The following is a 20,787-nucleotide window of genomic DNA, read 5'->3' as shown; positions in this document are numbered from 1 at the left end:
CTTCTGCGGCGCGATTACCGCCGGTCCGGGATTATTCGGCCGGACGCGCGATGCCGAACTCTTCGGGGGATGTCTTGGTCTCACCAGCATCCTGAAGCAGCCATGCGGTGCCCTGCTGCCACTTGGTCAGGAACTGGTCAGCCTCATCACCCGAGATACCCATCAGGGTAAAGCCACGGTTGTCCATCAGCTCGACAAAGTCAGGCACCTTGGCGGCTTCGGTATAGGCCGCCGACAGCTTGGCCACGACATCGTCAGGCGTTCCGTTCGGTGCAAAGACGCCAAAGAACGGACCCCACGGCAGGTAGGTGTTGTAGCCGTCGTTGAACGAGGTCACGGCCGGAACGTCCGGCAGCTTGGCATTCGGGGCAACGTCAAATGTGGCCAGCGGCTTCATGTTGCCGGCGCGCACGGCTTCGATCGCAGCGCCCAGAACGGCTGGCATCACGTCGATCGCACCACCCTGCAGCGCGGTCAGCGCCGGGCCGTCGCCATCATAAGGAACCGAGATCACGTCAAGCTTGCCTTCGACCGTGTTGATCATCGCGGTGACAACCGACGGCAGGCCACCGGGGCCGGTCGCGCCAAAGCGCACTTCGCCGGGGTGGGCTTTTACATAGGCGATCATTTCCGCGTAATCGTTGAACGGCGCATCGTTGTTAGCCACCAGCAGGGGCGTGCCACGGGCCAGAATGCTGATCGGGGTGAATTCGGAATAATCCTTGTCGCCCAGACCCATGACCTTGTAGAGCATCGGGTTTTCCGCGCCCATCAGCAGCGTGTAACCGTCTGCTTCTGCACCGGCCACATAGTTCAGCGCGATGGCGCCCACGGCACCGGTCATGTTCTGCATGACAACGGTTCCGCCCAGAATTTCTTCGGCATGGGGTGTGACGGCACGCATCACGGTATCGGTCGAACCACCTGCGCCCCACTGGATGATGCCCTGGATTTCCTTTGTGGGGTAATCCTGCGCCTGTGCGGTGCCAATTCCAAATGCAAGCGCCGACACGGCACCAAAAACGATATGTTTCATTGGGTCTCCTCCCTTAGATATCCTGCGAACGAACTGTAAAAGTCTCATTCATCGAAAAGACTATCGCCGCTGGCCCCCATAACGTCAAATACCAGATTCACGCCATTATTAACCTGATGTTATTTTCGGCCGTCGCCTTGCCAGTACAGATGCGCCTCTGACAGCTCCTTGCGGAACTGCCGTATGGCGAACTCCGCAAAGTTGGACAGAACGCGCCCCTTCTTGGTGACCACCGAAATCGTGACCGGCACGGATTCCGCGATGGGGCGGCGCGCCAGCCCGGGCATATAGACTTCGGCCACCGAAAATTCATCAATCAGCGCAACGCCAAGACCGTGCCGGACAAGGCTGACAACCGTCTGCGCAAAGCGCCCGCGCATCGAATGATTGGGCTCGATCCCGGCCTCGCGGAAAGGCCGGGCCATGGCCGCACCATAGGGGTCTGACGGATCCACCCCGATCAACGGCTCGTTGGCCAGATCGCGCACCGAAATCACCGCCTGTTCGGCCAGCCTGTGACCCTCTGGCAGGATGGCAACAACCTTGCCCTGCGCGATTTCCTCGCTCTCAAGCCCCGGGTTGTTGACAGGCGACGTCATGATCACGAATTCGCCCCGCTCCAGCAGCAGGTAGTCCATTGTCTCTTCGATCTTGAGGATGTTGAGGTCGATGAACAAATCCGGATAGCGCCCGCGGATGGTGCGGATCGCGCGCGCCGCGATGAACTGCGCCACCGACGGGGACGACGCAAAGGACAGGCGCACATCCTCGCCCTTCTGCAATGAGCTTAGCGCGCTTTGCAGGTTCTCGACGCCTTTATAGACTTCGCGGATCTGGTCGAAAACCGGGCCCGCCTCGACCGCAGGCACAAACAGCCCCGCCCGACGTTCGAACAGCCGAATGCCCAGCGATTCCTCGGTATGTTTGATCAGTCGGCTGACCCCGGGCGGAGAAACGCCCAGATGTTCGGCCGCGCCGTTGATCGTTCCGCGCAGCATGACCGCACGGATAACCTCGACCTGGCGCAGCGTGATTTCCTTCATGGCGGATCCTCCCGGGGCACATTTAACCTGATGTTATACAGGCGGCCAATCGGGCAACTCACGTTAATCGACGGGTTTGGTGTTTTTTTCCCCACAGGACCTCGCTCACACCGATAGGCGATCTGATCCGCCGATCATTTCGCATCGCGGGAAGACCATCAGCCTCAGCGCCCGAGCAGTGCGAAACGCCGTTCCCCATGATTCAAAGAATTATGGCCACCTCACTGCAGTGAGATGGCCATATCGTTATTTTTTCCTGCGTCTGCACCAAAGCGGAAGACCAGGTGTCTACTGCGCGGCGACTATCAGAAGCGCTTGGTCAAAGACGCGTTGATCGTGCGCGGCGCGCCACGGAAGTTGAAGACCGACGGGCCGCCGACACGTGTGTAGTAATCCGCATCGAACACGTTATCCACACCAACCCGCAGTGTCGTGTCATAGCCAAGGTCCTTGGCAACCGTCAGGTCCACAACGTCATAGCCAGGTGCCTCGACCCCCCGGTTAGAAAAGCCCGACATCGTTGTCAGACGGCCACCAACGCTCCAGCCCTGCATCTGACCTTCGGTGAACTCATAGGTCGCGGTCAGCTTGAATATGTTCTTGGGCGTGACGGTCGAAAACGTCTCGCCCTCGCTGCTGCCATTCAGGTAATCGGTTTCCGTGTAGGTGTAGCCGCCCGACATGTGCAGATTATCAAGGACTTCGCCCGAGACTTCCAACTCGATCCCGCGCGACCGGACATCTTCTTCGGCGACAAAATAGGATTCTCCAGGGACTGCGATAGAACGATTCACCTCACGCAGATCGAAAAGCGCAGCAGAGACGTTCAACCCATGGCCAAGCTCGGCCTTTATGCCGATTTCCCTCTGTTGACCTTCGATCGGGTCAAGGAGATTGCCGGATTTGTCGACATCGGATTGCGGAATGAAGATTTCCGAATAGCTGGCATAAAGTGTCGCGTTCGGCGTGATGTCATAAGTCAGACCGGCGAAAGGCGTCAGGCGGGCTGTAACATCAAGCTCGTCCTTCGTAGACGCGCCGCTGCTCAGGGTAGTCGTCTTCGTGGTGCCATCATACCAGCTCAGGCGAGCCCCGCCGATCAGGGTCAACTCTGCGGAGGGCTTCAACCGCAATTGGGTGTAAAGGCCAGTTGATGTGGCGTCGGTTTCGTCTTTCGTCTGATAAGCGGCGTCGGGCTTTGCCACATCGGAAACATCCCAATCATCCAGATCCCAGCTACCCACGGCGGATCTTGCCCGATATGTCAGCGTCTTGCTGTCGATCCGCTGCCAGTCGGCGCCGGCAATCAGGTTGGCATCCCAGCCGCCCATTGAAAATGGCAGTTCCGCGTGGGCATCCAGCGCAAGGCTGTTCTGTTCGAAATCCCGGCCCAGATAGGAAAGTTGCGACACAGTATTGTCTGCAGCCGCGGCGGTTTGGGAAAAGGCATAAAGGAAATCCGCGTCCTGCTGCGAATTGCGCATCGAGAATTTGAGCCGCCCGCCATTGGCAAGGTGGTGTTCGATCGCTGCCACGGCATCCGTCGTGGCGTTTTCGAAATAGTTCCAGTCGGCTGCAGTGGTTGCCGAGGCGTCGATCCAGATCAGCGAATTGTCTGCATAAGCGGGAAGACCGTTGAAGGGCGCAATGTCACGCTGCATATGGCTGAGCGAGAATGTCAGCAGCGTGTCCGGCGTAATATCCCAGGCCAGCGTGCCGTAGACGGATTTGACGCCGTTTTCCTGCTTGTCGACAAAGCCGTCGCCATCGGCATAGGCACCCACGATCCGACCACGCAATGTGCCATCGGCATTCAGCTTGCCTGCCACGTCTGCTTCGACGCGACCACGTCCGTTGGAATCGATCGAGGTGCTGACATATCCTTCGGTTGTCGTCGCCTTGGCCTGCTTCAGGCGCATATTGATCGAACCTGCGGGTTCACCCGTCCCGATAAACAGACCGGCAGGCCCCTTCAGGACTTCGATATGATCCACGATCGATAGATCCGGCTGCGTGCCATAGATGGAACTGACCGGCGCGGGCAGACCGTCGAAATAAAGATAGTCAAATTCGTAGCCGCGCGAATAGATCGAAGACCGCCCGGTGTCATTATTCAGGATCAGCAAACCGGGCGCATCGGCAAGCGCTTCTTCAAGGGCGGTATAGCCCCCGTCTTCGATCTGGCGATGGGTAATAACAGTAATCGACTGCGGCACTTCGCGGGGACCTACTGCCGATTTTTCACCAACCGAAATAAGATCGGTTTTGTAGCTCTCTGTGCCTTCGGTTTCATAGCTCGATCCCTCAACAAGAATCGGCTCAATTTCGATCACTTCCTGCGACATTGCCGGTCCGGCCAATACCGTAGTCGCAAGTAGAAACAGTCGGAATGAATACGGTTGATTTCTGCGCATGATACGATCCCTGAAATGACATTCTGTTCAGACGGGCAGTTTCACAGACTGTTTCACGTGCACCCGAGATGAGCGATCACATAACCAAGTAAAACTGTCAACCACTCCTGAAGTAGATTTTTCTCACCGCAGGAGGACGGTCACACCCTGATTGGCGTGGGCCTTGAGTGACTTCAGGTCAGAACCTTGACGCCGGACCTAAAAGCTCCGGTCGCTATCAAATTCCCTACAAAACCACCTCCAAAACAGGCGATGACCTTCCTCCGCATCAGTCACAAAGCCTGCAGATTGGAAAACCACCGAGGGCGCGGAAAAACCCGATACTTTGCAAGGTTATGTCAATGAGTCACTGTCAGGCTCTACATGTCTTGTATGTGGAGGACTTCGTTTGAAGCTAATTATTGGTAGCCTGTTTGCCTTGATTGCAGGACCGGCTTGGGCTGATGGGTATTGGGAATACGGCTCCTGGCGCGTAGACGTGCAAGAGGTGGACACCGGCGAGGATCTGCGGCGCACCTGCAGCGCAGTGACCGGCGGCGATGGGTCGCCAAGCGTGCAGGTTTCCATGAGCAACGGCGACGCCGGGCCACCGGATTACTTTCCGACCGTATTGATCAGCGAGCATGCACCCCGTGGGCACGGGACCGTGCTGCAAGACGGGCAAGCCGCCTATATCCGTTTTGACAATGAGGAGTCCATGGACGGCGCCGTTTCGGGATTTTTCGATGAAGAAGGATTTGCCAATGCAGAGATCGCCTTTGACCATCCGCTTAGCCAATGGGTCCTGCGTGCCATGCGTTTAAATGGCCAGTTCGATGTTGTCGTCGAGGGAAATGTATTCATGTACGTATATTTGGACGGATTTACGGCCTCTTACTTGAAAATGGCCGAGGAATGCGGGTTCAGCGGTGCGGGCGTTATTGATTAACAACCTGCGGTCCCCGAAGAATTCCACGCTTTGTAGAAGCGCGCTGATTCTATTGGGGCAGTCGTCAACATCGCGTTCTTTATTGATGCCGGAAAAAATTCCGCGAATGCAAAGCCTGCACCACAGCGTCGGATCTACTGATAAACCGCGATTGCGTGCCAGCAGCCCTATTTTCGGAACGACTTACAGCGGCCACACTAAGAGGATTGTCGGAACTGCAACGCAGACGACGATGACTTCCAGTGGCAAACCCATACGCCAATAATCACCAAACCGGTATCCACCGGGCCCCAGAATGAGAGTGTTGTTCTTGTGTCCGATAGGGGTAAGAAAGGCGCATGAAGCAGCCACTGCAACCGCCATAAGGTAGGTGTCAGGATTGGTTCCGGTCGCGGATGCAATCGACATTGAGATCGGTGCCGCGATCAACGTCGTTGCCACATTGTTCAGGAAATCCGACAGCGTCATCGTCACGACCATCAGCGCGACCAGGGAAACCCACGCAGGGTAGCCTTGGCTCAGGTGGACAATCTGGTTGGCGATCAGGTCCGCCCCGCCAAAATGCTCAAACGCCTCAGCCAGAGGGATCAGGCTGGAAAGAAGGACAATGACTTTCCATTCCACCGAGGCATAGACCTCGCGCGCACTGACAAGGCCCAGCACGACATAGGCGATCACGGCCCCCCCGAGGGCGACAGACAGCGGAACAAACCCAAACACGGCCAAGGCAACGGCAAGCATGAACACCCCTATGGACAGGCCTGCTTTGCTACGCTGCACGACTTCGGTTTGTCGTCCTTCAAGCGAAAGCACCCCAAGCCATTCTGTGGCGGCCGCGACACGGTCCGGCGTTCCAAGAAGCAGCAGGACATCGCCAGCACGGATCGGCAGAAGGCGCACGCGGTTCTGGAAACTTTTCCCGCCCCGCGCGACCCCCAAGAGCGTTACCGAGTGGCGCTGCAGAAGGTTCAGGCTCCGGGAAGTTCGCCCCTCTATCCGTGCGCCTTCGGGCACAATGGCCTCGGACAGGGTCAGGCCCGGCGCCACCACGCCGCCTTCGTGTTTTTCTGACCCCACGAAGTCGAGCCCCGCCTGCCCCATGAAGGCTTCGATGGATTTGGGTTCGCCTTCGACGACCAGAAAGTCACCTGCACGCAGTTCTTCCCGATGCGCCAGACCGCGGATCCGTTTGCCGCGGCGGATCAGGCCCAGAATATGGACATCGACTTCGTTCGCTCTGACGTAAAGATCCTCGACCACCATACCCTCTTCCACGGTGTGTTCACCGATACGCAGTTCGGCGACGTAGCGGCCCTTGCTGACCTCTTTTTCCGTGTCCAGCAGCGAGGTTCTGGATGGCAGAAGCCGCCAGCCAAATAGCGAAACAAAAGCAATCCCGGCGACAGCAACGGCAAAGCCGACAGGCGCAAAATCGAACATTCCAAAAGGTTCGCCCAGGACGCCCTGACGATATTCCGAGATCACGATGTTGGGCGGCGTCCCGATCAGCGTGATCATTCCGCCGAGAATGGTCGCAAAAGAAAGCGGCATCAGGGTTTGACCGGCCGCGCGCTTTGCCTTCTTGGCGGCCTCAAGATCAAGCGGCATCAAAAGCGCCAGGGCCGCGACATTGTTGATGATCGCTGACAAACCGGCGGCCAAAGCCGCCACAACGGCAATATGCAGCGCAACTTGCCGATCCGGGTCGATGAGTCTGGAGGCAATAAGCTCGACGGCACCGGATGAAGACAACCCCCGGCTGACGATCAGGACCAGCGCAATGATGGCCACGGCTGAATGGCCGAAGCCGGAAAAGACTTCCTCGGTCGGCACCAGCCCAAGCGTGGCCGCGATGATCAAAGCGCCGAAGGCGACAAGATCGTAACGAATACGGCCCCAGACAAGCAGGGCGAACACAGTACCCAGTAGGGCAAAAATTTGCGTCAGTTCAGCCTGCATTGCAGAACCTTAGCCGAGTTTCATCCAAGCCGAAATGGGGACTTTTTCCACGAAGCTTTACAGTCTCCCCGCCAGCGCCGAGATGGATAAAAGCCAGAAACATCCGCCCTGTGACCTTGGGAACACCAAAATGCTGCGCCGGGCAAGGATGGCCGGTTGCGGGAAGCAGGATCGCAATGACAGAACGGGCGCGGGTTAACGCAATGGGCCGATGGCGAACTGCACGCATCTACACGATACGCTAAGGGGCAGCTTGCAAAAATGCGCCGATTTCATCGCCCAGCGCGTCCCAATCGGTGAACTCCCGCACGCCGTCTACCAACTCGACCTTTCGCCCGTCCAGCGCGACATTCTGTACGATCTGGCTCTCGTAATAGCCGTAGCTTCTGGCGCGAACGGCACCTGCAACCAACACCTCGTTGTTGGGCTCAAACCCTGTCCGCATTTCCAGTTCGGTCAGGTAGTCCCGCGCTTCTTCCATGCCTTCGGGAAACGCCGCCTTCAGGCTAACCGAAATGAGAAGCGTCTGACGGGCCTTCAAGTCAGCAAGACTGGCAGAAACAAGGACTTCGAAACCCTCTGGATGGCGTCGTTCATGCACAGGGGCCGCCAGCACAACCTTGCTGATGCCATCAAACGACAGAGGTCCCAATCTGTCTGCTGCGTTGAACATCTGAACCTCATGGCCAGCGGCCCGGATTTGCTGCTCAACGAACTCCGCGATCTTTCGTGTTTGCCCTTCAACGGTCTCAAAAATGACAAGTACTTTCACCAACCAATCCTCCTGTTTGTTAAGCCAAGGGGCCTGTTTTCAACTTCCGACTGGGCAGGCATGATCTGACTTTAGGATTTTTTGCGCGGCTTGACGTTGTCCTAAATCAACCTAGTGGCTGGGCGGCAACGAAGCGATCTGACTGAGATTGCAACAGGGCGCCTGCGTATTTCCACTGAACGCATGAGGACCTACCGGCACTACACATGGGCGGGGGCTAACCACCTTGCCAGGCTACCCCGGCAGGCCGCAAGCCGTGCAACTTTGACAGTGAGCTGCAGGTAGGAGAGTGGCGGATCAAGAAGCGCCCGGATCGATGCGCGGATCTGCTTGTTTTAAAAGTTTGTTTGACTCGCACGGGAAAAAACCGACACTTCCAATACCGTTTAAGTAATCGGTCAGACGATCAGCTCGCTTGGGAAAAAGCAGGGGAAACCTGCGGATCCACGCGATCATGAAACAGAGGTCGTTCCATTCGCTGCGACCTCTGCAAATTGGACTCTGGGAGGAGAATACCATGAAGAGATTGCTTTCATCTATCGCCGCACTTGCGCTGACAACCGGCTATGTCACGGCACAAAGCGCGGATCTGCCAGCCAACATCGAACGTCTGCAAAGCATGCAGTCGACCGGGGTCAAGGATTTCACTGTTATCGAGCAGACCGGTGCCTATGCCGACGGTATCAAAAAGACGCTTGACCGGATCAAGATGCCCGATGGATTCAAGATCGAGCTTTACGCCATCGTCCCCGACGCCCGCCACATCGCCGTGGGCCCACAGGGCGTTGTGACCTTTGTCGGCACTCGCAAGGACAAGGTCTGGGCCGTGACCGACCGCAACAAGGATCGCATCGCAGACGAAGTCAAGGATTTTGCGCCTTCGCTGACCTTCACCATACCCAACGGCGTCTGCTTCAGCCCCGATGGATTTCTGTATATCGCTGAACAGAACCGCGTTCTGGTCTTTCCGGCTGCTGAGTTCTTTTACGAATCCCCCGACGTCGCTGTCGGTCAGGTGGTCCCCCAGGGCGAGCTGATCCCGACAGACGAGGAAAGCTTCAACCACACTGCGCGGGTCTGCGACATCGGTCCGGACGGCAAGCTCTATGTCTCGCTTGGTCAGCCGCATAATGTGGCACCGCCGGACAAGCTGGCACTTTATGACGAGGTAGGCATCGGCGGGATCATTCGCATGAACACCGACGGCACGGGCCGCGAAGTCATTGCACGCGGGGTGCGCAATTCGGTCGGTCAGGACTTTGACCCGGCCACAGGTGATCTGTGGTTCACCGACAATCAGGTCGACGGCATGGGCGACGACATTCCCCCGGGCGAGATCAACCACATGAGATCGGTCGGTCTGCACTTTGGCCATCCGTGGTTTGGTGGCGGTGACACCCGCACCAACGAATATAAGAGCGAAGAAGTACCGGTCGAAGTGACCATGCCGGCCTCGGCGACCGTGGCCCATGCGGCCGATCTGGGCATGGTGTTCTACACCGGCAAGGCGTTCCCGGAAAAGTATCAGGGCGCGATCTTTTCAGCCCAGCATGGTTCCTGGAACCGTACCACGCCGGTCGGCGCACGGGTCATGGTGACCACTGTGGATGCTGAGGGCAATGCCACGACGGTGCCCTTTGCCGAAGGCTGGATCGACGAGAACGGCGAATATCTTGGCCGCCCTGTCGATGTCGCCAACCTGCGGGACGGGTCGATCCTCATCTCGGACGATCTGACCGGCGCGCTCTACCGGATCAGCTACGACAAATGATCCGCACAAAACTCTTCAGCCTCGGCGGGATTATTCTCGCCGGGGCCGTCACCGCCCAGACCGCCGGAGACCCGGCCGAAGGACGCAAGCTCGCCGGGCAATGCCGCACTTGTCACGGGATCGACGGCTATGCCAAAATCCCCATCGCGCCGCATATCGGCGGAGAACCTGCGCCCTACATTGCGTCCCAGCTGACCGCCTTTCGCGACGGCAGCCGCACACACGAGATGATGACCGTTGTCGCCAAGTCCCTCACCGATCAGCAGATCGCCGATCTGGCGGCCTGGTTTTCCAGTCATTCCGTCACCGCGACCCTGACCGCCGATGCTGCAGGCGCACCCGAGGTCTGTGTCGCGTGTCATGGCGAAAACGGCATCGGACTGGCCGAGGACGTGCCCAATCTTGCGGGCGAAACGAACATCTATATCGATGTTCAACTCAAGGCCTTTCGCGGCGGAAAACGCACGCACGAAGTGATGTCTGCCATTGCCGCTGACCTGACGGACGCGGAAATCCGGGCCGCCGCCGATTGGTATGCCTCTGTGCAGCTTGAGATATCTCCCGCCGACTGAACACATGCGCGGAACGGGTTCCATGATGCATTCAACGCCTTCGAATTTCGCCTTGCATGGTCTTCATGGTTCCCACTCCCGCCGCATATGTGCCCTGCTTTTCATTGCTTTTTTCGGAAGAAAGGCGACGAAACCCCATAACGGGCGCCGCCCCCCTACGACGACATGCTGAAATGCCTGCGGCCCGGTGCCTGCTCGTACCCCGAGTGCTTCCTCGTCGGTTTCAATGTGCGCCCTGCTCCACAGGCTGCGTTTTGGCCCGCCCATTGCCCGGCAGTGTGTTGCGCAGCAATGCCCCGAGAGGGCAGCCCATTCGCCATCGCGTTCGGTCAGGACCCCATTGATATCAACATGCAGGTCGACGGCCGGAACGATCTCCCGCATGACATAAGATCGCCTTATGGCGCCATCGGAATTTAGTGTTTCTTGCCGTGCCCGACTATCGCCTATCACTCGCTGACAGAACGATTTTCAGACTTGCAGGAACAGGCCCATGCCCACCAACCCAATGCGCCCGGACCATGTCGGCCACCTGCCCCGGCATCGGAGCCCTTTACGGTGACCGACCGGGCGTTTCCCTGTACGGTTGATCTTGTCGTTCTCGGAAGCGGCGTTGCCGGTTTGACGGCCGCCCTTACGGCGGCGCTGGACGGGCTGAGCTGCGTCGTTCTGGAACATCGGCCTGTCATTGGCGGCACTTCGGCCCGGTCGTCCGGCAGCGTCTGGGTACCCGACAACCGGTACATGCGCGACGCCGGGCGCATGGACGATCGCGCAGAGGCCGCGCGCTATCTTGATGCGCTGGTCGGCGATCTGGCTCCACAGGCCATGCGGGACCGCTTTCTTGACAGCGCTCCGCAGATGCAGGCCGATCTTGAAAACCGTGCTGGCATCGCCTTCCGCCCCCTGACCGGCGCGCCGGATTACCGGCAGGACATACCCGGCGCCGCGCCAGGATGGCGCCCGCTGGAACCGCTGCCGTTTGACGGTCGCCGCCTTTGGGCCTGGTTCGACCGTCTTGGGACGCCGCTGCCCGAACTGATGATCCTGGGCGGCATGATGGTCACCCGCGCCGAGGCCGCGCAACTGCTGCGCGCCGACCGTTCGCTGTCCGGCGCGTTGCTGGGGCTACGTCTGGTAGCCCGTCACGCAATGGACCGGGTGCGGCACCGGCGCGGCACGCGATTGGTAATGGGCAATGCGCTGGTCGCGCGGTTGCTGCGCGCCTGTCTTGATATTGGGGTGCGCATCGTAACCGATACCGAAACGACCGCGATAAACGTCGCGCAGGGACGCGCCGCCGGGGTCCATGTCCGCCGCGACGGTGCGGATCACACCATAACAGCATCACGAGGCGTGGTTCTGGCCGGTGGCGGGTTCCCGGCCAGCGCCGGTTGGCGGGCGCGGGAATTGCCGGTGCCGGTGGCCGAACACACGCCCGCCGCGCCCGGAGCCGTCGGGCGCACGCTGGAACTAGGCCTTGCGGCGGGGGCGGTGCTGGGACCTGCGGGGTTGGACAATGCGCTGTGGTTCCCCAGTTCGACCATGCGGCGCGCCGATGGAACGCTGGCGGTCTGGCCCCACATCCTGCTTGACCGGGCCAAGCCGGGGTCGCTGGTGGTGGATCGCACCGGCAAGCGTTTTGTTAACGAGGCGGTGTCCTACCACGAATTCGTCCGGGGCATGTATCGCACCAATCAGACCGGGACCTCTGTGCCCTGCTGGATGATCTGCGATCGGGACTTCATCCGCCGCTACGGGCTGGGCCTGATCCGCCCGCGCATCCCGTATCTGCGGCGCTATATCAAAAACGGATACCTGACCGAGGCACCCGACATCCGCGCGCTGGCCCGCGCGCTGGATATGGCCGAAGAGGCGCTGGCCGACACAATCACTCGGTTCACCGGGTTCGCACAACGCGGTCAGGACGAAGATTTCCATCGCGGCGAAACGCTCTACGAGCAGGCAAACGGTGATGCAGCGCACGGCCCGAACCCCTGTCTGGGCGTGATCGGGAACGGCCCACTGTATGCCGTGCGGCTGGAGCCGACGCCGTTGGGAACCAGCCGGGGTCTGCTTGCAGACACGGACGCGCGGGTGCTGGACGGGAACGACGCAGCAATCCCCGGGCTTTATGTCTGCGGCAACGACATGCAATCCGCCTTTGGCGGCGAATATCCCGGCGCGGGCGCGCAATTGGGTCAGGCGATGTGCTTTGCCTGGCTTGCCGCACGTCACGCAGCGCGGGACAATGAAAAGAAAGTGGAGGACACATGGCCAGTACCAAAGGCGGCGACCTGATTACCGAAACCCTGATCGACGAGGGGATCACCCATGTTTTCGGCATCTGTGGCCACGGCAACGTCGGCCTGCTGGACTGCATGTATCAGCGCCGGGACGAGCTGAAGCTGATCTCGCCCCGGCATGAACAGACGGCGGTCCACATGGCCGACGGGTTTTTCCGTGTGTCGCACAAACCGGCGGCGACGCTCACATCGACCGGACCGGGGTCTGCCAATCAGATCATGGCGCTGGCCGTGGCGCAAACCGACAGTTCGGCGGTGTTCTCGATGACGGCGAACATACCGACATCGCAGTTCAACCGGGGTCCGTTTCAGGAACTCAACATGCACCACCACGCTGATTTCAACTCTGTGATCAAGCCGGTGGTCAAGCGCAGCTTTCAGCCCAGCCGGGTCGAGATGCTGCCGCTGGCCATGCGTCAGGCGGCCGCCGCAATGACCACGGGCCGCCCCGGGCCGGTCAATGTCGACATCCCCTACAACCTGTTTCAGGAAGAGGCCGAAGTCACCCGCGAAGGCAGGGGCAGCGCCTTTGGCAAGCGGCGCAGCGGTGCCGACCCCGAAGATATCGCCAAAGTGGTCGACTGGCTGCTGACAGCGGAACGCCCGGTGATCTTTATCGGGCACGGTGTCACCCTGTCCGAAGCGTCGGAAGAACTCACCGCCTTTGCCCGGGGCATGGGCATTCCGGTGATCAGTTCGCCAAATGGCATGGGCTGCATGGACATGACCGACCCGCTGTCGCTGGGCTTTATCGGGCGAAACGGTGCTTATCAGGCCAATCAGGCCGGTCGGCATTCGGATCTGGTACTGGCCATCGGGGCGCGGTTCGACGACCGTTCGGCATCGTCCTGGAAACCGGGCTATTCCTGGAATTTCCCGCAGACGAAACTGGTGCATGTCGATCTTGATCACAGCGAATTGGGCCGTAACTATCCGCCCGACCTGGCCGTGCTCGCCGATGCCCGCGCCTTTCTGCGCCAGATGCTGGCCGCGGTCGAGTCGAAGGGCGCGCTTCAGCCCCGTTATGCCGGTTGGCTGGACGACATCGCCCGGTGGCGCGCCGAGTGGGAAAAGTTCCTTGCGCCCAACTGGGGTCAGCACGTCTCGCCCATCTCGCCCTTCCGCATCGTCGAGGACTGCCAGAGGGTTCTGCCCGAGGATACGATCCTGTCGCTGGATTCAGGTGTGCACCACAACTGGTACATGCAGTTCTGGAAGGCCCGCAGACCGCAGAGCATGCTGAACACCTGGGGCTATTCCGGCATGGGGTTCGGCCCGTCATCGATTCTGGGCGCGAAACTGGCCGCACCGCACCGGCCCTGCGTGTCGATCTGCGGCGATGGCGGGTTCACCATGGTGCCGCATGTGCTGTGCACCGCCGTCGAATACAATATCCCGGTGGTCTGGGTGGTCTGGAACAACTTTGCCTGGGGCGCGATCCGCGACCTGCAATACGGTTATTTCGAAGGCCGCGAATACGGCACGGCCTTCTATGCCGGTGATAACAAGACGCCCTACAACCCCGATTTCGCGGCATGGGCACGGGCGGCGGGTGTTGACGGTTATACCGTCACCGACAGCCGCGATTTTGCCGGGGTGCTGGAAACCGCCGTGGCGTCGAACCGCCCCGCGCTGATCGACGTGCATGTGGATGCGGACGTGCGCCCGCCGCCCACGGGCACATGGGAATTGCCGCCACTGCAATACAAGGAACCTGCTTTTGGCACGCCGTGGCGGCCATGAAGGGAGACACGGAAATGCCTGAACGCAAAAGCGTCATCCGCAATATCGCCGAAGAACCGTGGCAGCAGTACCCGGGCCATTTCCGCTCGGCTCTGTCCAAGGCGCTGGTTGCGCCCGAAACGACCGGATCGCAGCTGATCGACTATCGCATTTCGACCTATCAGCCGATGGGGTATGTCGAACGCCACGTCCACAAGGTGCAGGAACAGGTCTATCACATCCTCGCGGGCGAAGGCCTGATGGAGATCGGGGACGAAACCCGTGTGGTGCGGGCGAACGACGTGATTTTCATCGCGCCGGGCACATGGCACGCGATCCAGAACAGCGGGTTGGGGGATCTGACCTTTATCGTCGCGACGACACCGGTGAAGGACGAATAAACCGCCGGAATTTCAGACCAGCGCGTCGCTCCGTTCGCGCTGCGTCTGTTCCGGGCGGGGCAGGAAACCTTCCCAGGTGTTGCTCGCCACAAGGTCATCCACCACGATGCGCAGCTCATGCGCGACCGCCGTCGCGGCAAAGCTCAGTGCCTCGGGGGGCAGCGAATAGAGGTAGTTTGACCGGCGCAACTGCGCATCGCTGACCCGCAGGCAGCGATACTGCCGCCCCCGCTGGCATTCCTGAATGATCGCACCCATCGGCTTGATCGTCGCCCCGATGTGATCGTGCACGCAGTTCATCAGCAATGACAGTGAATCGATCTCGGCCACCACATGTGGGCTAAGCGCGCGGCTTTCGAATTCCGCCTCGATCCGCTTACGCAGACCGTGATCGGACGTCGGCAGGATCAGCGGAACACCCGACATTTCGGCCATCGTCAACTCTGTCCGACCGGGCAGAATTGCGCTGTCGGCGGGCAGGATCAGGAACAGTTCTTCGACCATCAGCGCCTCGACCGACAGGTCTGCGGGCAGATCTCGGGTGAAAAGCACAGCGAGATCCAGCCGGTTCTGACGGATCAGGTGGTCAATATGGCCGCTCATCGCCTCGACCACATTGATCGAAATACCGGGATACTTGGCGCGCACACGCTTGACCAGCGGCAGGCCCACCGCCGCCACGGTCGTCGCGGGTAGCCCGATCGAGGCGACACCGGTGATTTCGCCATTGTCCGAACGCGCAATGGTCATCGCCTGTTCGAATTGCCGCAAGATCAACCGCGCATGATGATAAAGCGCCTGCCCCGTCTCGTTGGCCGTCACCCCCTTGGAGGATCGTACCAGAAGCGGCTTGCCGACTTCATCCTCAAGCTTGGCCACCTGCTGGCTTAGCGCAGGTTGCGCAATATGCAGCGATCGCGAGGCTTTTGACAGGCTCCCGAGTTCAACGATGCGCACGAAATAGCGAAGCTGACGTATATCCATAGGCAAAAGGTTAACGCCGGCCAAAGGCATAAGTCCAGCTTATATGCTGTTCCGAATTCCCTATTATTTCAAGAATTTTCCGCCGGCTACACTGGTCCCTGCGTGGCCGGCAACGGCTTTGCCAATCTGGGAGGATTACCGTGACATATCAAAAGCGACCGGCGCCAAAACAGCCCGGCACAACACTTTCACGCAGACGCGCGCTGCTACTGGCCACCGGCACCCTTGCGGCTGCGACCCTTGGCGCACCGGCGCTGGTGCGCGCCCAAAGCGGGCCGATCCGGATCGGCCACCTGACGCCGATGACCGGATTTCTGGGCACGCTGGGTGGCTGGGCGGTCGAGGGCGCAAGCCTTGCCGCCGAAGAGATCAACGCAGCAGGCGGCATCAACGGCCGCATGATCGAGTTGATGAGCGAGGATTCGATCAACCCCGAAAACGGCGCGACCAAAGCACAGCGGATGCTGGAACGTGACGGTGCGGATTTCATCCTGGGCGAGATCAGTTCCGCCACCTCGCTGGCGATTTCCGAAGTGGCCGCGCGCAATGAAAAGCTGTTCATCGCGGTTGGTCCACGGTCGGACGTTCTGCGCGGTGATCGCTGTTCGAAATACATGTTCTGCACTGATATCCCGAACACGGTGATGGTCAACGCAGTAGGCACCGCCCTCAAGCAGGAAGAAGACATCGCAGGCAAGAAGTTCTTTACGCTGACGGCCGACTACGTCTTTGGCCATGACCTTCTGGTGGCGGCCAAGAACTTCTTTGACGTCAACAATGCCGAACTGATCGGGGACGAGCTGATCGCGACGGATGTGACCGACTTCAGCCCATTCATCCTGAAGATCCGTCAGGCAAACCCTGACATTGTCTGCCTCAACCTTGCCGGCAACCAGGTCACGAATTTCGTCAAGCAATATGCGGAATTCGGCCTGCCCTACCCGATGGTGGGCTTCAATCTCAACACTGCTGACGCCTGGGCGGCGGGTGCCGGGAACCTGACGGGGACATGGCCGACGGTCTGGCTGCACACGCTCGACACACCCGACAGCAAGTCCTTTGTCCAGCGGTTCCAGACCAAATACGACAAGATCCCCGAAAACCACGCATGGATTTCGTATATCGCCATGCAGATCGCGGCCAAGGGCATGTCCGAAACCGGCGGCGCGGCGACGCCCGACCTGATCGAGTATTTCGAATCCGGCGCCGAATTCGACATCATGAAGAACCGCCCGGCCTATTTCCGCGCCGAGGATCATCAGCTGGTGCAAGAGGCCTATGCCTTCAAGGTCAAGGACGAGGGCACATACGACGATGTGCACGATATGCTTGAACTGACAGGCCCGGTCCCTGCAAGCGACGAGCCGCTGGAATCGATCTACCCGTCAACCGAGGGCGGCGCCTGCAAGATCTGAACTTGACCATTGCGGCGCGCCCAACCGGGGCGCGCCGGACATCACCACAGGGATTCACATGCAAATCGTGTTTTTGCTGGAACAGGTCGTCAACGGCCTTGTTCTTGGCGGCTATTATCTACTGATCGCTTTGGGGCTGTCGCTGATCTTCAGCGTCGGCGGCATCGTGAACCTGTCGCATGGCGCGTTCTATGCGCTGGGGGCCTATGTCTTTGTGCAGGTCTCAGGCACGCTGGGGTTCACCGGCGCTGTAATCGTATCGCCCATACTCGTGGCGATACTGGGGATCGCGTTCGAACGTTTCATCCTGCGCCGGTTCTATGACGAAGATCCGATCCTGTCGCTGCTTGTCACCTTCGGGCTGGCGCTGGTCATGGAGCAAGCCATTCGCATGATCTGGGGTTCGGCTCCGCTGGCCGCGAGCCTGCCGTCCGAAGTGCGCGGCGCCCTGATCTTTGGCGGGATGCTGTTTTCCAAGTACCGCCTGCTGATGCTGGTTGTCATCATCTGCCTGCTGGTCGGGGTCTGGCTGCTGCTGAACAAGACGTCGTTCGGCCGCGTGGTGCGCGCGGGCATTCAGGACCCGGATATGGTTGCCGCCCTTGGCATCCGGTTACAGCCCTACATGACCACGGTCGTCATGCTGGGCGTCGGTCTGGCCGCCCTGGGCGGGGCGATGTTCGCGCCGATCACCACGGTGCACCCGGCAATGGGCTCCGAAATCCTGACCATCGCCTTTGTCGTCGTCATCATCGGCGGGCTGGGCAGTTTCTGGGGCGTCGTCCTTGCCGCGATGCTTGTAGGCGTGACCCGGGGCGTGACTGTGTTCTTTCTGCCCGCCGCCTCCGAAGCCTCAATGTATGTCCTGATGTTCCTTGTCCTGCTCCTGCGCCCGCGCGGCCTGCTAGGCGAATCCATCCAGAAATTCGAGTCCTGAACGATGCGCACACTCCCTACCCTTATCGGCGCGGCAGCCGTGCTCATACTGCTGCCCTTTGCCGTGCCGTTGGTCGGCCTGACCAGTTCGACCGCCACGCAGATCGTCGTGCTGATGATCGCGGCACTCGGGCTGAACATGATGATGGGCTACACGGGCCTTGTGTCCTTTGGGCACGGCGTCTGGTTCGGCATCGGCGCCTATGTAGCGGCCCTTGCACAAAAGCATCTGTTCGCTGGACAGATCCTTTTGCCAATCCTGACCGGGCTGATTTTCGTTGGCCTGTTGTCGCTGATTATCGGCGCGCTGATCCTGCGGCGGCGCGGGGTCTATTTCGCGCTGATGACGCTGGCCCTGTCGGCGCTGACCTTTTCCATCGCCTTCCGCTGGACAGCCGTGACCGGCGGCGAAGACGGGCTGGGCGGGTTCAACCGCGCCACGGCCTTGCCAATCGATCTGAGCGACAACCTCACCTACTACTACTTCACTGCCGCCCTCGGATTGGCGGTGCTTTATCTGCTGATCCGCGTCGTGCGTTCGCCTTTCGGCCACGTGCTGGTTGCGATCCGCGAAAACCAGACCCGTGCCGAGTTTCAGGGCTATCCCGTGCAGCGCTACAAGCTGGCAGTTTTCGTGCTGTCCGCCTTGGTCACGGGGCTTGGCGGCATCCTGTCGGGGTTCCAGCACTACATCGTCACCGCAGAAAGCACCTCGATCGAGTTTTCCGGCGAATTGCTGGCCATGGTGGTCATCGGCGGGATGCGCGGTTCAATCCTCGGACCTGCTGTTGGCGTGCTGTTCTTCGTGCTCTTCCGCGAGGTGCTGTCGATCTGGACTTCGGACTGGCTGTTCTGGTTCGGCCTCGTGTTCGTGGCCTTCGTGATGTACCTGCCCGGCGGCATCATCGGCATCGTCGAAAAGGTCCGGCACCGGCTGAACCCTCCGCCCGATACCAACGCCGCGATGAGCAATCGCAAGATTTACCAGGGCCTCGACCTGCCCGTGTCGCTGCGGCCAGAACCCTCGTCGCGCAGCAAAGTGCTGGTGGCGCGCGGCGTGTCCAAGAACTTTGGTGGCATCAAGGCGGTGCGCGAAGCGGATGTGGCGGTATCACCCGGACAGATCCACGCGCTGATCGGACCGAATGGAGCGGGCAAGACCACGCTGTTCAACCTGATCTCGGGCGGACATACGCCCACAGGCGGCAGCATCGAACTGATGGGCCAGCCTATTGCCGGGCTGTCGCCGGATGCGATCAGTCAGGCGGGCCTTGCACGTTCGTTCCAGATCACCAGCCTTTTCGAACAGATCTCGATCCGGGAAAACCTGCGCCTTTCGTTTCAGGCCAAACATCCGGGACGCTTCAACTTCTGGCGCGACATCGACAGCTTTGACGACATCAACGCCGAGACTGCCGAGCTGATCCGATTTCTGGGGCTTGAGGGGATCGAAGACACCAACGGCGCCGATCTGAGCTATGGCGGCCAGCGTCTGGTCGATCTGGGCATCGCGCTGGCGACCAAGCCACAGATGCTGCTGCTGGACGAACCGCTTGCCGGTCTTGCCGCAGCTGAACGCGAACGTGTGTCAAAGCTCGTCACCACAATGGCGCAGTATATTCCGGTGCTGATCGTCGAACATGACATCGACCGCATTCTTGGGTTTTCGGACGTGGTCACGGTGATGAACGACGGCGCGGTGCTGCTGTCGGGCACGCCCGAAACCATCCGCAGTGATCGCCGCGTGCAGGAAATCTATACCGGCACCGGCACCCCGACCGTCACCTCGGGCAAGGGCGCACAGGATGCCGTCGGCCCTGTCGTGCTGAGGGTCGAAGGTCTGCACAGCTATTACGGCAAAAGCCACATCCTGAACGGCGCCGCGCTTGAGGTCCGCGAGGGCGAGATCGTCGCCTTGCTCGGGCGCAATGGCGCGGGCAAATCCACCTTTCTCAAGTCCCTCTCGGGGTTGGTGAAACCGCGCGGCGGCAGCATCGACTTTGCCGGGCAGGATATCCTTGGCCTAGGCGCGCCCGACATTGCCCGCGCCGGTATCGGCTATGTGCCGCAGGGTCGCGGGCTGTTTTCGGGCATGACCGTGCGTGACAACCTTGCCCTTGGTCGGCTGGCCCGCCCACAGGGTCAGGGTGGCGTCTACTGGACCGAAGACCGGATCTTCGAATTCTTCCCGCGTCTGGCCGAACGCATCGATTCTCACGCCGATTTCCTGTCTGGCGGGGAACAACAGATGCTGGCCATCGCCCGCGCGCTATCGGCGGATGTGCGGCTTCTCCTTCTGGATGAACCGTTCGAAGGGCTGGCCCCTGCGGTGATCGAAGACCTGTTTCGCGTGCTCGACCAGCTGCGAGTCGAGGTGCCGGTGATCATCGTCGAACACAATCTCGACCTCGTACTCGCACTTGCGGACCGGGTTTATGCGATGGAGCAGGGAGCGGTCTTTCACGAAGGCCCTGCCGCAGCACTTTTGCATGATCTGGATTACCGCAAGAAAATCCTCTGGCTGTGAC

The 20,787-nt window shown here is 60.1% G+C and carries 16 protein-coding genes; 9 read left to right on the top strand and 7 right to left on the bottom strand.

Annotation, left to right across the window (positions count from 1 at the left end; all coding sequences use genetic code 11):
* Positions 1-31: 31 nt before the first annotated feature.
* From CHB75_RS11565 to CHB75_RS11555, 3 genes are all read right to left on the bottom strand, one after another.
* Positions 32-1,036 (bottom strand): Bug family tripartite tricarboxylate transporter substrate binding protein, encoded by a 1,005-nt coding sequence (locus CHB75_RS11565; RefSeq protein WP_089270705.1) that lies wholly within the window; start codon positions 1,034-1,036, stop codon positions 32-34.
* A 119-nt stretch (positions 1,037-1,155) separates the two neighbouring features.
* Positions 1,156-2,079, bottom strand: a complete 924-nt coding sequence (locus CHB75_RS11560; protein ID WP_089270704.1) for a LysR family transcriptional regulator — start codon at positions 2,077-2,079, stop codon at positions 1,156-1,158.
* Between the two features lie 305 nt (positions 2,080-2,384).
* Positions 2,385-4,493 carry a TonB-dependent siderophore receptor gene (locus CHB75_RS11555; RefSeq protein WP_089270703.1) on the bottom strand — a complete coding sequence of 703 codons (2,109 nt, stop codon included), beginning with the start codon at positions 4,491-4,493 and terminating at the stop codon, positions 2,385-2,387.
* 388 nt (positions 4,494-4,881) lie between these two features.
* Here CHB75_RS11555 and CHB75_RS11550 point away from each other — a divergent pair, with 388 nt between their 5' ends.
* Positions 4,882-5,421 carry a hypothetical protein gene (locus tag CHB75_RS11550; protein ID WP_089270702.1) on the top strand — a complete coding sequence of 180 codons (540 nt, stop codon included), beginning with the start codon at positions 4,882-4,884 and terminating at the stop codon, positions 5,419-5,421.
* Positions 5,422-5,604: 183 nt separating this feature from the next.
* Here CHB75_RS11550 and CHB75_RS11545 read toward each other — a convergent pair whose 3' ends face one another.
* Together CHB75_RS11545 and CHB75_RS11540 are read right to left on the bottom strand one after the other, a co-directional pair.
* A complete protein-coding gene (locus CHB75_RS11545) occupies positions 5,605-7,380 on the bottom strand; it encodes an SLC13 family permease (protein WP_089270701.1) in 1,776 nt (591 codons plus the stop codon).
* Positions 7,381-7,621: 241 nt separating this feature from the next.
* Positions 7,622-8,152 carry a flavodoxin domain-containing protein gene (locus CHB75_RS11540; protein ID WP_089270744.1) on the bottom strand — a complete coding sequence of 177 codons (531 nt, stop codon included), beginning with the start codon at positions 8,150-8,152 and terminating at the stop codon, positions 7,622-7,624.
* A 517-nt stretch (positions 8,153-8,669) separates the two neighbouring features.
* On the opposite strand from CHB75_RS11540, the gene CHB75_RS11535 reads away from it, so the two are divergent.
* Together CHB75_RS11535 and CHB75_RS11530 are read left to right on the top strand one after the other, a co-directional pair.
* Positions 8,670-9,923: a PQQ-dependent sugar dehydrogenase gene (locus CHB75_RS11535; RefSeq protein ID WP_089270700.1), complete on the top strand. Its 1,254-nt coding sequence runs from the start codon at positions 8,670-8,672 to the stop codon at positions 9,921-9,923.
* Positions 9,920-10,495 (top strand): c-type cytochrome, encoded by a 576-nt coding sequence (locus CHB75_RS11530; RefSeq protein WP_089270699.1) that lies wholly within the window; start codon positions 9,920-9,922, stop codon positions 10,493-10,495. Before CHB75_RS11535 ends, CHB75_RS11530 begins: the two co-directional genes overlap by 4 nt.
* A 63-nt stretch (positions 10,496-10,558) precedes the next feature.
* Here CHB75_RS11530 and CHB75_RS21325 read toward each other — a convergent pair whose 3' ends face one another.
* Positions 10,559-10,879, bottom strand: a complete 321-nt coding sequence (locus CHB75_RS21325; protein WP_141135102.1) for a hypothetical protein — start codon at positions 10,877-10,879, stop codon at positions 10,559-10,561.
* A 174-nt stretch (positions 10,880-11,053) separates the two neighbouring features.
* On the opposite strand from CHB75_RS21325, the gene CHB75_RS11525 reads away from it, so the two are divergent.
* The 3 genes from CHB75_RS11525 to CHB75_RS11515 are packed head-to-tail and all read left to right on the top strand — an operon-like array spanning position 11,054 to position 14,924.
* Positions 11,054-12,796, top strand: a complete 1,743-nt coding sequence (locus CHB75_RS11525; RefSeq protein ID WP_089270698.1) for an FAD-dependent oxidoreductase — start codon at positions 11,054-11,056, stop codon at positions 12,794-12,796.
* On the top strand, positions 12,769-14,544 hold the full coding sequence (locus CHB75_RS11520; RefSeq protein WP_089270697.1) for a thiamine pyrophosphate-binding protein: 1,776 nt from the start codon (positions 12,769-12,771) through the stop codon (positions 14,542-14,544). Before CHB75_RS11525 ends, CHB75_RS11520 begins: the two co-directional genes overlap by 28 nt.
* A gap of 14 nt (positions 14,545-14,558) precedes the next feature.
* Positions 14,559-14,924, top strand: a complete 366-nt coding sequence (locus tag CHB75_RS11515) for a cupin domain-containing protein (protein ID WP_089270743.1) — start codon at positions 14,559-14,561, stop codon at positions 14,922-14,924.
* A gap of 12 nt (positions 14,925-14,936) precedes the next feature.
* Here the strand turns inward: CHB75_RS11515 and CHB75_RS11510 are convergent, their stop codons facing one another.
* Positions 14,937-15,908 (bottom strand): LysR substrate-binding domain-containing protein, encoded by a 972-nt coding sequence (locus CHB75_RS11510; protein ID WP_089270696.1) that lies wholly within the window; start codon positions 15,906-15,908, stop codon positions 14,937-14,939.
* Between the two features lie 140 nt (positions 15,909-16,048).
* On the opposite strand from CHB75_RS11510, the gene CHB75_RS11505 reads away from it, so the two are divergent.
* Genes CHB75_RS11505 through CHB75_RS11495 form a run of 3 tightly spaced genes read left to right on the top strand, consistent with a single transcriptional unit; the run spans position 16,049 to position 20,786 of the window.
* Positions 16,049-17,323, top strand: a complete 1,275-nt coding sequence (locus tag CHB75_RS11505; RefSeq protein WP_089270695.1) for an ABC transporter substrate-binding protein — start codon at positions 16,049-16,051, stop codon at positions 17,321-17,323.
* A gap of 58 nt (positions 17,324-17,381) precedes the next feature.
* Positions 17,382-18,260 (top strand): branched-chain amino acid ABC transporter permease, encoded by an 879-nt coding sequence (locus CHB75_RS11500; protein WP_089270694.1) that lies wholly within the window; start codon positions 17,382-17,384, stop codon positions 18,258-18,260.
* Positions 18,261-18,263: 3 nt separating this feature from the next.
* On the top strand, positions 18,264-20,786 hold the full coding sequence (locus CHB75_RS11495) for a branched-chain amino acid ABC transporter ATP-binding protein/permease (RefSeq protein ID WP_089270693.1): 2,523 nt from the start codon (positions 18,264-18,266) through the stop codon (positions 20,784-20,786).
* The last annotated feature ends 1 nt before the right edge of the window (position 20,787 follow it).

Origin of the sequence: Puniceibacterium sediminis (assembly GCF_900188035.1) — a bacterium.
In the GTDB taxonomy this organism is placed as follows: Bacteria; Pseudomonadota; Alphaproteobacteria; order Rhodobacterales; family Rhodobacteraceae; genus Puniceibacterium; species Puniceibacterium sediminis.
Note: the sequence above shows the minus strand (reverse complement) of the source record. Positions and strands in the feature narration are given on the sequence as shown.